14 protein-coding genes are annotated in these 12677 nt (G+C 70.2%); 11 read left to right on the top strand and 3 right to left on the bottom strand.

Features of this window, described 5'->3' with window-relative positions:
• Positions 1-24 precede the first annotated feature (24 nt).
• From ACFU5F_RS02030 to ACFU5F_RS02040, 3 genes are read left to right on the top strand one after another with little or no spacing between them, the layout of a single operon-like run.
• Positions 25-990: an ABC transporter substrate-binding protein gene (locus ACFU5F_RS02030; RefSeq protein WP_383880580.1), complete on the top strand. Its 966-nt coding sequence runs from the start codon at positions 25-27 to the stop codon at positions 988-990.
• 36 nt (positions 991-1026) lie between these two features.
• The gene (locus ACFU5F_RS02035; protein ID WP_383880583.1) at positions 1027-1968 is read left to right on the top strand and encodes an amino acid ABC transporter permease; all 942 of its coding nucleotides are present in this window, start codon (positions 1027-1029) and stop codon (positions 1966-1968) included.
• Positions 1965-2726, top strand: coding sequence for an amino acid ABC transporter ATP-binding protein (locus ACFU5F_RS02040; protein WP_383880586.1), 762 nt, complete (start codon positions 1965-1967; stop codon positions 2724-2726). The genes ACFU5F_RS02035 and ACFU5F_RS02040 overlap by 4 nt, the downstream gene beginning before the upstream one ends.
• Before the next feature lie 123 nt (positions 2727-2849).
• On the opposite strand, the gene ACFU5F_RS02045 is transcribed toward ACFU5F_RS02040, so the two are convergent.
• Positions 2850-3608: a class I SAM-dependent methyltransferase gene (locus ACFU5F_RS02045; protein WP_383880589.1), complete on the bottom strand. Its 759-nt coding sequence runs from the start codon at positions 3606-3608 to the stop codon at positions 2850-2852.
• A gap of 115 nt (positions 3609-3723) precedes the next feature.
• Here ACFU5F_RS02045 and ACFU5F_RS02050 point away from each other — a divergent pair, with 115 nt between their 5' ends.
• The gene (locus ACFU5F_RS02050) at positions 3724-4353 is read left to right on the top strand and encodes an ABATE domain-containing protein (RefSeq protein WP_013000773.1); all 630 of its coding nucleotides are present in this window, start codon (positions 3724-3726) and stop codon (positions 4351-4353) included.
• Here ACFU5F_RS02050 and sodX read toward each other — a convergent pair.
• Entirely contained in the window at positions 4257-4691 is a 435-nt protein-coding gene (gene sodX, locus ACFU5F_RS02055; RefSeq protein WP_383881026.1) for a nickel-type superoxide dismutase maturation protease, read from the bottom strand. The two genes, ACFU5F_RS02050 and sodX, sit on opposite strands and share 97 nt — an antisense overlap.
• A 145-nt stretch (positions 4692-4836) precedes the next feature.
• On the opposite strand from sodX, the gene sodN reads away from it, so the two are divergent.
• Complete coding sequence (gene sodN / locus ACFU5F_RS02060; protein ID WP_005480378.1) at positions 4837-5232, top strand: superoxide dismutase, Ni; 396 nt, start codon at positions 4837-4839, stop codon at positions 5230-5232.
• Positions 5233-5356: 124 nt separating this feature from the next.
• On the opposite strand, the gene ACFU5F_RS02065 is transcribed toward sodN, so the two are convergent.
• Complete coding sequence (locus tag ACFU5F_RS02065; protein WP_383880594.1) at positions 5357-6718, bottom strand: mucin-1; 1362 nt, start codon at positions 6716-6718, stop codon at positions 5357-5359.
• A gap of 237 nt (positions 6719-6955) precedes the next feature.
• Here ACFU5F_RS02065 and ACFU5F_RS02070 point away from each other — a divergent pair, with 237 nt between their 5' ends.
• The 6 genes from ACFU5F_RS02070 to ACFU5F_RS02095 all read left to right on the top strand — a co-directional run bounded on the left by ACFU5F_RS02070 (position 6956) and on the right by ACFU5F_RS02095 (position 12576).
• On the top strand, positions 6956-7975 hold the full coding sequence (locus ACFU5F_RS02070; protein ID WP_383880597.1) for a LacI family DNA-binding transcriptional regulator: 1020 nt from the start codon (positions 6956-6958) through the stop codon (positions 7973-7975).
• Positions 7976-8226: 251 nt separating this feature from the next.
• The gene (locus ACFU5F_RS02075; RefSeq protein WP_383880600.1) at positions 8227-9582 is read left to right on the top strand and encodes an ABC transporter substrate-binding protein; all 1356 of its coding nucleotides are present in this window, start codon (positions 8227-8229) and stop codon (positions 9580-9582) included.
• Positions 9583-9735: 153 nt separating this feature from the next.
• A complete protein-coding gene (locus ACFU5F_RS02080) occupies positions 9736-10722 on the top strand; it encodes a carbohydrate ABC transporter permease (RefSeq protein WP_383880603.1) in 987 nt (328 codons plus the stop codon).
• A 2-nt stretch (positions 10723-10724) separates the two neighbouring features.
• A complete protein-coding gene (locus tag ACFU5F_RS02085) occupies positions 10725-11621 on the top strand; it encodes a carbohydrate ABC transporter permease (RefSeq protein WP_383880606.1) in 897 nt (298 codons plus the stop codon).
• A gap of 55 nt (positions 11622-11676) precedes the next feature.
• Positions 11677-12102, top strand: coding sequence for a helix-turn-helix transcriptional regulator (locus ACFU5F_RS02090; protein WP_383880609.1), 426 nt, complete (start codon positions 11677-11679; stop codon positions 12100-12102).
• 9 nt (positions 12103-12111) lie between these two features.
• On the top strand, positions 12112-12576 hold the full coding sequence (locus ACFU5F_RS02095) for a VOC family protein (protein ID WP_383880611.1): 465 nt from the start codon (positions 12112-12114) through the stop codon (positions 12574-12576).
• Positions 12577-12677: the final 101 nt, after the last annotated feature.

The following is a 12677-nucleotide window of genomic DNA, read 5'->3' on the forward strand; positions in this document are numbered from 1 at the left end:
CCACCCCCGCCGGAGGAACCCACCATGACCGCAAGCACCACCTGTCGTACGACCGGCCTGCGTTCCCGTACAGCCGCCGTCGGAGCGATCGCGGTCGCGGGCGCCCTGCTGCTCACCGGCTGCGGTGACCAGACCAAGAGCAAGGACAGCGGTTCGGAGACCGCCTCGACCAGCACGGCCCCGCTGGCCGACAAGCTGCCCGCGGCCGTCCGGGACAAGGGCGTGATCAACGTCGGTTCGGACATCGCGTACGCCCCGGTGGAGTACAAGGACGAGTCCGGCAAGGTCGTCGGCATCGACCTCGACATCGCCGCGGCGATGGGCAAGCAGCTCGGCGTGGACTTCAAGTTCCAGAACGCCACCTTCGACACCCTCATCGGTGGCCTGGCGGCCAAGCGGTACGACGTCGCGATGTCGGCCATGACCGACACCAAGGACCGCCAGGAGGGCATCGACGCCGACACGGGCAAGAAGGTCGGCGCCGGCGTCGACTTCGTCGACTACTTCACCGCGGGTGTCTCGCTGTACACCAACAAGGGCGACGACCAGGGCATCAAGACCTGGGACGACCTGTGCGGCAAGACGATCGCCGTCCAGCGCAACACGTTCTCGCACGACCTCGCCAAGGACCAGGCGAAGAAGTGCAAGGACGACAAGAAGAAGGCCCTCAAGATCGAGGACTTCGCCACCAACCCGGAGGCCGAGACCCGGATGCGTTCGAAGGGCGCGAACGTCGTCTCCGCCGACTACCCGGTCGCCGCGTACTCGGTGAAGACCTCGGGCGGCGGCAAGTACTTCGAGATCGTCGGCGACCAGGTCGAGGCCGGCCCGTACGGCATCGCCGTCGCCAAGGACAACACCGAGCTGCGCGACGCGCTGCAGGCCGCCGTCCAGGCGATCATCGACAACGGCGAGTACGAGAAGATCATCAAGAAGTGGGGCGTCGAGGACGGCGCGATCACCGAGGCCAAGGTCAACGGCGGCTCCTGATTCTCGGCTCGGTTCTGAAAGGCAAAGGCTCCACCCGTGACTGTTGACGTCAGCAAGACGGACGGTCCCTCGGACACTCCCCCCGCCGGACCGGAGGCCCTCAAGGCCGTTCCGGTCCGGCACCCGGGACGCTATGTGTCCGCGGCCATCGCGCTCGCCCTCCTCGGCTCGATCATCTACGCGTTCGCGCAGGCGAAGAAGATCAACTGGGGGGCCGTCCCCGACTACTTCTTCGACGACCGCATCATCGAGGGTGTACTGAACACCCTCCTGCTCACCGTGCTGTCCATGGTGATCGGCATCGTCGGCGGCATCCTGCTCGCCGTGATGCGGCTGTCGAAGAACCCTGTGACCTCGTCGGTCGCGTGGTTCTACATCTGGTTCTTCCGCGGTACGCCGGTCCTGGTCCAGCTCTTCGTCTGGTTCAACCTGGGTCTGGTCTTCGAGTACATCAACCTCGGCCCGATCTACAAGGACTACTGGTCCTCCTTCATGACGCCGCTGCTGACGGCGCTGCTCGGCCTCGGTCTCAACGAGGCCGCGTACATGGCGGAGATCTGCCGCGCCGGCCTGCTCTCGGTCGACGAGGGCCAGACCGAGGCGTCGCACGCGCTCGGCATGAGCCAGTCCAAGACGCTGCGCCGGATCGTGATCCCGCAGGCGATGCGCGTGATCGTGCCGCCCACGGGCAACGAGGTCATCAACATGCTGAAGACCACGTCGCTCGTCTCGACGGTCCAGTACGTGGATCTGCTGAAGGCGGCCCAGGACATCGGCCAGGGCTCGGGCTCCACGGTGGAGATGCTGTTCCTCGCCGCCGCCTGGTACCTGATCCTGACCAGCATCTTCAGCGTCGGCCAGTACTACCTGGAGCGGCACTACGCGAAGGGCTCCTCGCGGTCCCTCCCGCCGACACCGATGCAGCGTTTCAAGGCGGCCGTACTGCCCGTGCGCCGTCCGAAGGGAGTCCCGGCATGACCGCCATGGTGAAGGCCGAGGGCATCCACAAGTCGTTCGGCCCCGTCGAGGTCCTCAAGGGCATCGACCTGGAGGTGCAGACGGGCGAGGTGTTCTGCCTCATCGGCCCGTCCGGCTCCGGCAAGTCGACCTTCCTGCGGTGCATCAACCACCTGGAGAAGATCAACGCCGGCCGGCTGTACGTCGACGGCGAGCTGGTCGGCTACCGCCAGAAGGGCGACAAGCTGTACGAGCTCAAGGACAGCGAGGTCGCGCTCAAGCGCCGTGACATCGGCATGGTCTTCCAGCGCTTCAACCTGTTCCCGCACATGACGGCCGCCGAGAACGTCATGGAGGCGCCGGTCCAGGTCAAGGGCGTCAGCCGGGCGCAGGCCCGCGAGCGCGCCCGTGAGCTGCTGGAGCGCGTCGGGCTCGGCGACAAGGCGGGCAACTACCCGTCCCAGCTCTCCGGCGGCCAGCAGCAGCGCGTGGCCATCGCCCGGGCGCTGGCCATGGAGCCGAAGCTGATGCTCTTCGACGAGCCGACCTCGGCGCTGGACCCGGAGCTGGTCGGCGACGTCCTCGACGTCATGCGCGACCTGGCCGAGTCCGGCATGACGATGGTCGTCGTCACCCATGAGATGGGTTTCGCCCGTGAGGTCGGCGACAGCCTGGTCTTCATGGACGGCGGTGTGGTGGTCGAGTCCGGCAACCCCCGTGACGTGCTGACGAACCCGCAGGAGGAGCGCACCCAGTCGTTCCTGTCCAAGGTGCTGTAGAGCAGCGGCGCGACAGGAGTGAGGGGCGGTACGGAATTCAGTTCCGTACCGCCCCTCGTTCGTGCGCCCGTTCGTGCGCCCGTTCGTGCGCCCGTCCGTGCGCCCGTCCGTGCGCGCGGCGGGCTACTTCACCGCCAGCACCAGCGAGTCGGAGGGCGAGCACCACACCGCGCGGGCCTCGGCGAAGCCCCGGGCGCGCAGGGTGCGGGCGTGCCAGTCGACGCTCTGGACGTCACCGTCGGCGTGCTCCCCGTAGATCTCGAAGCGGCGGGCCGTCGGCGCGGCGAGCACGGGGTCCTGGGCGGCGAGCTGCCACCATGCGGCCCAGTCGACGGCGCCGCGCGCCTTGGCCTGTTCCATACCGGCGTGCCGGTGCGCGCGCTCCGCCGCGTTGATCCGGGGCGTCGACTCGTCGATCATGTGGTCCGCGTTCATGAAGACACCGCCGTCGCGGACGAGTTCCGCGAGCTGACCGTAGAGGGCGGCGAGGGGTTCGCTGTGCAGCCAGTGCAGGGCCGTGGCCGTCAGGACGGCGTCGTACGCGTCGTACGGCAGCCGGTCCGTCCAGTCGGGGTCGGTGAGGTCGGCGGTGACGAAGGTGACCCGCGGGTCGCCCGCGAACGTGCCCTCGGCGATGGTCAGGAGCGCGGGGTCGAGGTCCACCCCCGTACTGACGGCCTTCGGGAACCGCGCGAACAGTCTGGACGTGATGGAACCCGTACCGCAGGCGAGGTCCAGGACACGGGGCTCGGGTCCGGCGAAGGCCTCGACCATGTCCAGCATCACCCGGAACCGCTCCTCACGGTCCGGCAGGTACCACTCCTGCTGCCGGTCCCAGCTCTCCTGCCAGGCATGCCAGTCGGTTCCGGCCGTGGTGGTCATGAGGCCCCTTCCTCCGCGTACCGCGTCTTCCGCCTACTGCGTAATACCCTGTAAGTACGAGCAGCCATTACCTGACCCGTACCACGACAATAGAGCGCCCTCGTAAGGACTACAAGTGGAATTGGCCCATTACTCGGACTATGCCGTACGCCTCGTCAACACCGAGGAGCCGGACCGGGGCAAGGACACGCTCACCTCGGTCGAGGCCGTCCGCGATCTCTTCGGGCCCAGCCGGCAGGCCGCCCGGCGGGCCACGGACGCCGACGTGACCCGGTTCCGGTCGGTGCGGGCCCGGCTGCGTTCGGTCTTCGAGGCGGCGAACGGCGGCGACGAGACACTCGCCGTGGACCTGCTGAACTCACTGTTGCTGGAGTTCCCGGTGAGCCCGCAGATCTCCGGACACGACTTCCGTGACGACGACGGCCGCCCGCTGTGGCACATGCACCTGGCGGACCACCCCTCGAACGCGACGGCGGGCTACGCGGCGATCGCGGCGATGGGCCTGGCCTTCCACCTCACCGAGTACGGCGTGGACCGGCTCGGCCTGTGCGAGGCGGCGCCCTGCCGCAACGCCTACCTCGACACCTCCACCAACCGCTCCCGGCGCTACTGCTCGGACCGCTGCGCGACCCGCGCCAACGTGGCGGCCTACCGGGCCCGCAAACGCCTGGAGGCCGACCGGTCGCCGAGCACCGGACGCGCGGCCGAGAGCGCCCAGCGGGCGAGCGCGAACGGCGAGCGCTGACCGTCCGGCCGGGGCCGGTAGCGGAAGCGCACCCTGCCGAGGACGAGTTCGTCGGGCACGACCCCGTAGTCGGTGCTGTCCCCACCGGCGTACGCGTTGTCCCCGAGCACCCACCAGCCGCCGTCGCGCCGCTCGGCGACCCGCTTCACCACGAGCAGGTCCTGCTGGAAGGGGTGCCGCAGCACCAGGACGTCACCGACCCGCAGCCGCGCCCCGTAGTGGACGAGCAGCTGGTCCCCGTGGCGCAGGGTCGGAACCATCGACGGTCCTGTGACCTCGGCCACCCCGAAGGGCAGGAGGGCCCTGCCCCGCTCGCTCTCCCGCGACAGCTCCGGCATCTCCGGCACCTCCCCGGTTCGTTCCTCCACCAGTCCCAGTCTGACCCCGGACTTTTGCCCTAAGCCCATGGGGGCACTCGCGAAAACCACTCTCGCAGGGAGTAATGTCCCACCTGAGAAGACGATCACGAGGAAGGAATGCTCCATGCTTTCCCGCCTGTTTGCCCCCAAGGTCAAGGTCAGCGCCCACTGCGACCTGCCCTGTGGTGTGTACGACCCGGCCCAGGCCCGCATCGAGGCGGAGTCGGTGAAGGCCGTGCAGGACAAGATGGCCGCCAACGACGACCCTCACTTCCAGGCTCGCGCGACCGTCATCAAGGAGCAGCGCGCCGAGCTCGCCAAGCACCACGTCTCGGTGCTGTGGAGCGACTACTTCAAGCCCCCGCACTTCGAGAAGTACCCGGAGCTGCACCAGCTGGTCAACGACGCCCTGAAGGCCCTCTCGGCCGCCAAGGCGTCCACCGACCCGGCGACGGGCCAGAAGGCGCTGGACTACATCGCCCAGATCGACAAGATCTTCTGGGAGACCAAGAAGGCCTGACCCGGCCTCTCTCGACCGCACCCGGTCCGTATGCCGCCGTCCCGCACGGCGGTGTCACGGGCCGGGTGCGGTCGTGTGTCCGGGGGTGCCGGGGTCCCGTCCGCGTCAGGGCTGGCGCCCGCGGTCAACTCCGGTCGGGGCCGGGCCAGATCGCCGAGGCGTCGTCGCGCTCGGGAGCCGGGAGGCGCAGGGGGCGGACGGGGACGGCACTCGTGCGGTCCCCGGTGACCGCTGTCCAGGGGGCCGGGTTTCCCGTGTAGGAGAGCGTGGTCAGGACGAACACCCCGTCGGCGTAGACCTCGACGTACTCGCCGACGGTCAGGATGCGCAGGGTGGCGGCCGGTTCGGGCAGGACGGTCTCGGCGAGGGGGGTGCCGGCGGCGCCGGTGATCCGGAGGTTCTTGCCGTCGCAGCCGACGGTGAGGGCGGGACGCCCGGTGCGGCCGGAGCCGGAGGCGTCGGTGCGCAGGGTGACTTCGACGGGGTGGCCGAAGACCTCGACATCGCCCACGGCGTGCGGGACGGGGGCCTCCGTCTCCTCGCCCAGCCAGCTGTCCAGGCCGTGCCACCACATCAGCCGGGGGGCCGAACCCTCCTTGGTCACCAGGGACTTGGGCTGCGCGAGCATGCCCCGGCAGTGGTCGCCGGTGTCGGTCAGGCCGACGCGGCGGGGGGTGGTGTGCAGGACGACCCGGGAGCCGTCGGGGGCGGGGATGACGCGCGGGGCGTACGCCCCTGTCGGCCCGAGTACGCCCCGGCGGGTCCACGGGCCGCGCAGGCGCGGGGCCGTCCACGCCTCGAAGCCCCGGGTCGCACCGATGGAACCGAGGAGCAGCCAGCTGCCGTCGTCGAGGCGCTCCAGGACCGGGCATTCGAGTTCGTCGACGTCGCCGGGGGAGATCAGGGGCGGGTGGACCGTCCAGTGCTCCAGGTCGGCCGAGGTGGCGAGGGCCACGCAGCCGCTGACCTCCACGGGGAGGGAGGCGTCGCTCGCGCAGATCACCATCGCCCAGCCGTCGCCCTCGTCGTCGCGCACGACGAACGGGTCCCGCCAGCCCATGCGGTCGGCGGTGCGGTACCAGCGGGGGTCCGCCTCGACGACGGGTGACGTGCCGTGGCGCCGCCAGCCCGTGCCGTCCGTGCGGTCGGAGTACGCGAGGCCCACGGACTGCAGCGGCCAGCCCTCCGGCGTCAGTCCGCTCACGCCCGTGTAGAGCATCGCCATGCCGGCGCCGTGGCGGACGGGGTGCATCGTCCAGACCGCCCGCTGGTCGAAGCGGCCGGGCAGACCGTTGCCGAACGCGGTGCCCTCGGGCCGCCAGCCGACCAGGTCGGCCGAGGTGGCCCGCCCGTAGGAGGTCTCCATCCGCAGATGGTCGAAGTCGGCGGTCCAGGGCCCCTGGAGGTGCAGCACGGAGTAGGTGCCGTCGTCGTCGCGGAGCAGGGCGAAGTCGTTCACGCAGAGGCCGGGCGGGGCGTATCGCATGCGCAGCAGTCCTGTCGCTCACAGCGCCCAAACGTGTGCGCTGACCATGGTTCCGGAAGATATCGCTTGAGAATCAGCGCAAGTAAAACTGAACGCAAACGCTTGCGCAACAGCGGAGCCGGGTTTACGGTCTCGTCACCCCACAGCTCGTCCCCAGCCCACTCCGACCGACGTGAAACCGGCACCGCAGCCACGCGAGACGTCGCGCTCACGCCCTACCGACGGGAGAAGACCGCCGTGACGGTCAGCATCACCGATGTCGCCACCGCCGCCGGGGTCTCGGCGTCCACCGTGTCCCGAGCACTGCGCGGGCGGCCGGGCGTCTCGGACGAGGTGCGCCGGCAGATCGCGGACGTCGCCGCGCGGCTCGGCTACACGGCGTCCCGTTCGGCCTCCAGCCTGGCCAGCGGGCGCACCTACACGATCGGCGTCGTCGCCCCGTACATCGGCCGCTGGTTCTTCGGCACCGTGCTGGACGCCGCCGAGCAGGTGTTCAGCGCGGCCGGTTACGACGTCCTGCTCTACAACCTGGGCTCGTCCGAGGCACGCAAGCGCTTCTTCACCAAGCTGCCGGTGCGCAAGCGGGTCGACGCGGTGCTCTCACTGCTCATCCCGGACGAGGACGAGTCGGCGGCCCTGCGCTCGCTCGGGGTGCCGCTGGCCTCCACGGTCGGGGGCCCGAGGCCCGGTTTCTCCGTGGTCGGCATCGACGACCGGGCGGGCGCCGAGAGCGCCGTACGGCATCTGGTGAACCTCGGGCACCGGCGGATCGGCATGATCTCCGGGACCAGCGGTCCGCTGCACTGGACCACGCCCCTCGACCGCCGTGCCGCCTATCTGCACGTCCTCGCCGAGGCCGGGATCGAGCACGACCCCGCGCTGGTCGCGGACGGCGACTACACCGTCGACGGCGGTGAGCGGGCGATGACCGAGCTGCTGGCCTCGTCCCGGCCGCCGACCGCCGTGTTCGCCCAGTCCGACGAGATGGCGATGGGGGCGCTGCGCGCGCTCAGGCGGCATCGGCTGCGGGTGCCGGAGGACGTGTCCGTGGTCGGTTTCGACGACCACGAACTCGCCGACGTGGTCGGCCTGACCACCGTCGCCCAGCCTGTCGCCGGTCAGGGCGCGGAGGCGGCCCGGCTGCTGCTGCGGCAGCTGGACGAACCGGAGACCGAGCAGCCCGGCCATGTGCAGATGCCCATCCGGCTGGTCCTGCGCGAGACGACGGCGCCGCCGCGCCCGCGCGGGCCGCAGTGACCTCCCCGTCCGAGCGCTCCGGCGCCACGCCCCCACCTCCCCGTCCGAGCACGCCGACTCCCGCACCTCCACCTCCCCGTCCGAGCCCGTCGGCGCCCACACCCTCACTTCCCCGTCCCGGCGCGCCGGCGCAGAACGCCCCCACCTCCCGGTCCGGGCACGCCGGCGCCCCACCACCCGAGAGCCCCGCACCCCGCACCTCACAGCGCCACCCGCTCCTCGCACCCTCATCCCGCACGGAGGCACACACCATGAGCCCGATCCCCAGCTCGACAGCCAAGAGGTTCCGTCGCACGGCCCGTGCCGGCCTGGCCCTGACCCTCCCCCTGGCGGCCCTGGCCGCCTGCGGCGGGGGCGGTGGCGGCGACACGTCCGCCGAGGCCGGCAGCGGTGAGGGAACGATCAGCGTCTGGGCCCACCAGGGACAGAAGAGCGAGGCGGAGGCGCTGCAGAACGCGGTGAAGTCGTTCAACTCCTCGCAGGACAAGGTGAAGGTCGAGCTGAAGCTGATACCGGAGACCGACTACACCAAGACGATCACCGCGACGGAGGCCGACAAGCTGCCGGACGTCCTGGAGTTCGACGGTCCGACGATGGCCAACTTCGTGTACACCAGGAAGCTCGCCCCCATCGACGGTCACGTCTCCGCCAAGACCCTCGACAACGCCACCGACGCGAGCAAGGCGCAGGGCGAGATCGACGGCAAGCACTACGGCCTGGGCATGTTCGACTCCGGGCTCGGCATGTACGGCAGCAAGAAGCTGCTGGACGCGGCCGGCGTGGAGTACCCGAAGGGGCTGGACGACGCCTGGACGGCGGACGAGTTCGAGGCGGCGCTGAAGGCGCTGAAGGCGAAGGACTCCGACGGCAAGGTCCTGGACCTCCAGGAGGGCAACGGGTACGCCACCGAGTGGGGCACCTACGGCTTCGCCCCGATCGTCTGGTCGGCCGGCGGCGCCCTGCTCAAGGACGGCAAGGCGGAGGGCTCCCTCGACAGCCCGGCCGTGGTCTCGGCCATGAAGACCTTCCAGTCCTGGAAGGGCACCGTCGACCCCAACACCGACGGCAACGCCTTCGCCAAGGGCCGGGTCGCCCTCAGCTGGGTCGGGCACTGGATGTACCCCGCCTACGGCAAGGCGCTCGGCGACGACCTGGTCGTGCTGCCGCTGCCCGACTTCGGTGACGGCCCGAAGACCGGCCAGGGCTCGTGGGCCTGGGGCGTCGGCGCGAACTCCAAGAACGCCAAGGCCGCCGGCTCCTTCCTGGACTTCCTCCTCGACGACACCAACGTCGGCGCGATGACGAAGGCCAACGGGGCCCCGCCCGCCACCAAGTCGGCGCTCGCCGCCAGCGAGCTGTACAAGCCGGGCGGACCGCTCCAGCTCTTCGCCGACCAGCTCGCCAAGCCCTGCGGCGACATCGACATCAGCACGTCCTGTGTCGCCGTGACCCGTCCGGTGACCGCCGGATACCCGGTGGTGACCGCGAAGTTCAGTGAGGCCCTCAACTCGATCTACGGGGGCGCCGACCCGAAGGACGCCCTGTCGAAGGCCGCCCGCGCCATCGACCGCGACTTCTCGGACAACGCCGGTTACGCGATCCCGTAGGCGCGATCGTGGCCGCGGGCGCGGGAGCGACGCGCCCGCTCGGCCCCACGCACCCCGTCAGACCCCAAGGACCCATCGGGTTCAGCCGAACCCATCGGCCGGGGCGGGCGCCCACCCGTTGGCCGCCCGCCCCGCCGGGAAGAGGACCCTCCCGTGAAAACCGTGGAACCCGTGCCCCCGGCGGCCCCGGGCCGGAAGCAGGACTCCCCCGCCGGAGAACCGGCCCGGCGGCCGCCCCGCCGGAACCGCGAACGGCTGCACGGACTGCTCATGTCCGCCCCCGCCGTCGCCGGACTGATCGCCTTCGTCGGCATCCCCTTCTGCTATGCCGTGGTGCTCTCCTTCTACAACGTGCGCCTCGGCTCCCCGCTGGAACCCACCTTCTTCGGCGTCGAGCAGTACCGACGGCTGTTCACCGACCCCGACCTGTCCGGCCCGTTCCTGCGGGCGCTGCTCAACAACCTGACCTTCGCCGTGGTCGTCGTCCCCCTCCAGACGGGCCTCGCCCTGGGCCTGGCGATCCTGCTGAACCGCAAGCTCAAGGCGATCGGCCTGTTCCGGTCGCTGTTCTTCATGCCGGTCGTCTTCCCGATGGCACTCGTGGCGGTGATCTGGCGGCTGATCCTGGCCCGCAGCGACCAGGGCATGCTCAACTCGGTGCTGGACACGGTCAGTTTCGGAAACTGGGGCGCGTTCGACTGGCTCGGCGACGGGCTGACGGCGATGGCCTCGATCATCGTCCTCTCCGTCTGGCAGGGCGTGGGCTTCCAGATGGTGATCCTGCTCGCCGGCCTCCAGCAGATCCCGGACGAGCGCTACGAGGCCGCCCGGCTCGACCGGGCCTCCACCTGGCAGCAGTTCCGGCACATCACCCTGCCCGGCATCCGCGGCACCCTCGTCTTCGTCGCGATGCTCACCTCGGTGCTGTCGTTCCGGGTCTTCGACCAGGTGTACGTGCTGGTCAAGGGAGGCGGCCTCGACGAGGACGCGGCACGCACGGTGATGTACCAGGCCGTCACCACGGCCTTCGACCAGAACAACGTCGGCCAGGCGTCCGCGATCACCGTCGTCTTCTTCCTGATCGTCGTCGCCCTGACCCTGATCCAGCGCCGTGTCGTCCGGCCCGACAACGAGGACTGAGCATGAGTACGACCACGAGTACGCGCATGCGTCCGCGGACGAGCACGCGCGCGGGGGCCGGCCCGTCCCGCACCCGGCTGCGCCTGTTCCTCGACTACACCGTCCTCTCCGTGCTGGCCTTCGTCTTCGCGCTGCCGGTCCTCTACCTCCTCCTCGGCAGCCTCAAGCCGTCCGACGAGGTCCTGGACGGCCTGTCCGGCTTCCTCCCCACCCATCTGTCCTTCGACAACTACGCCGCCGTCCTGGACAGCCTGAACTCCGACAGCACCGGTTACTTCTGGCAGTTCATGGGCGTCTCGCTGCTGCTGGCGTTCGTGGTGGTGACCGGCGGCCTCTTCGTCAACTCGATGGCGGCGTACGGGCTCTCGCGGCTGCGCTGGCGGGGCCGGGAGGCCGTCTTCACCCTCGTCCTGCTGCTGATGCTGGTGCCGTTCGAGTCGGTGGCCGTGCCGCTGTTCTACCTGTTCAACGACCAGCGGAACACGCTTTTCATCCAGGCGCTCCCCTTCGTCGCGAACGCCTTCTCGGTCTACCAGTTCCACACGTTCTTCCGCTCGATCCCGCCGAGCATCGAGGAGGCGGCCCGGCTGGACGGCGCGGGCCCCTGGCGCACCTTCTTCGCGATCATCGTCCCGATGTCGAAGCCGGCGTTCGCGTCGGTCGCGATCCTGACCTTCCTCACCCAGTGGGGTTCGTTCCTGTGGCCCGTGCTGATGGTCTCCGACCCGTCGGTGCGCCCGCTGCCCCTGGAGATGAGCGTCTTCCAGGGCCAGCAGCCCCCGGACTGGGGTCAGATCCTCGCCTTCGGTGTCCTCCTCGTCCTCCCGGTGCTGATCGTCTTCGCCTTCTTCCAGCGGTGGTTCGTCCAGGGGGTGGCCAACTCGGCCGTGAAGGGGTGACGCCGGCACCCGCCGGGGGTCCCCCGTTGTCAGTGGTCGGTGCGATGCTGTCGTCATGAACCGGGACGATCTGGTGCGGCTGCGGCGGGCGCGGGACCGCATGGACCGTGAGTACGCCGAGCCGCTGGACATGACCGCGCTCGCCCGGACCGCGCTGATGTCTCCCGGACACTTCCAGCGCAGCTTCCGCGCGGCCTTCGGCGAGACCCCGTACGGCTATCTCATGACCCGGCGCATCGAGCGCGCCAAGGCGTTGCTGCGGCGCGGCGACCTGACGGTGACCGAGGTGTGCGTCGCCGTGGGGTGTACGTCGCTGGGCTCCTTCAGCTCACGCTTCACCGAGCTGGTCGGCGAGACGCCGAGCGCGTACCGGGCGCGCCCGCACGAGGAGGGCGCGGCGATCCCCGCGTGCGTGGCGAAACGCCTGACCCGCCCGGCCCGGCACCGCATACGCACGGCGGAGCCGGGTGAGGCGTTCTAGCTTGGGGGCATGGCCATGAAAGATCCGAACGTCTCGCACGCCGCCCACGGACTCCCCGTGCCGGAGGTGAGGCTCGCCCAGTGCTTCCTCGCCGTCGACGACCACGACAAGGCGCTCGCCTTCTACCGTGACGTGCTGGGCATGGAGGTCCGCGGTGACGTGGGCTTCGAGGGCATGCGCTGGGTCACCGTGGGGTCCCCCCTCCAGCCGGACGTCGAGATCGTCCTGGAACCCCCGGCCGCCGACCCCGACATCTCGCCCGCCGACCGCGAGACCATCGCCACGCTCCTCGCCAAGGGTGTCCTGCGCGGCGTCAACTTCACCACCACCGACTGCGACGCCCTCTACGCCCGCGTCGAGGCCGCCGGCGCCGACGTCCTCCAGGAACCCATGGACCAGCCCTACGGCGTCCGCGACTGCGCCTTCCGCGACCCGGCGGGGAACATGCTGCGTTTCATGCAGCGCCGGGGGTAGGGACGGCTCGCCCGGCGGCCGGAGCGGCGGAAACCTCGTTGCGCGCGACCGGGCGGCGGGGGACCGTACGACTCGTTCAGCCGTAGGGGCCGGACCGTACG

The sequence above is a fragment of the Streptomyces sp. NPDC057438 genome (assembly GCF_042802995.1).
In the GTDB taxonomy this organism is placed as follows: Bacteria; Actinomycetota; Actinomycetes; order Streptomycetales; family Streptomycetaceae; genus Streptomyces.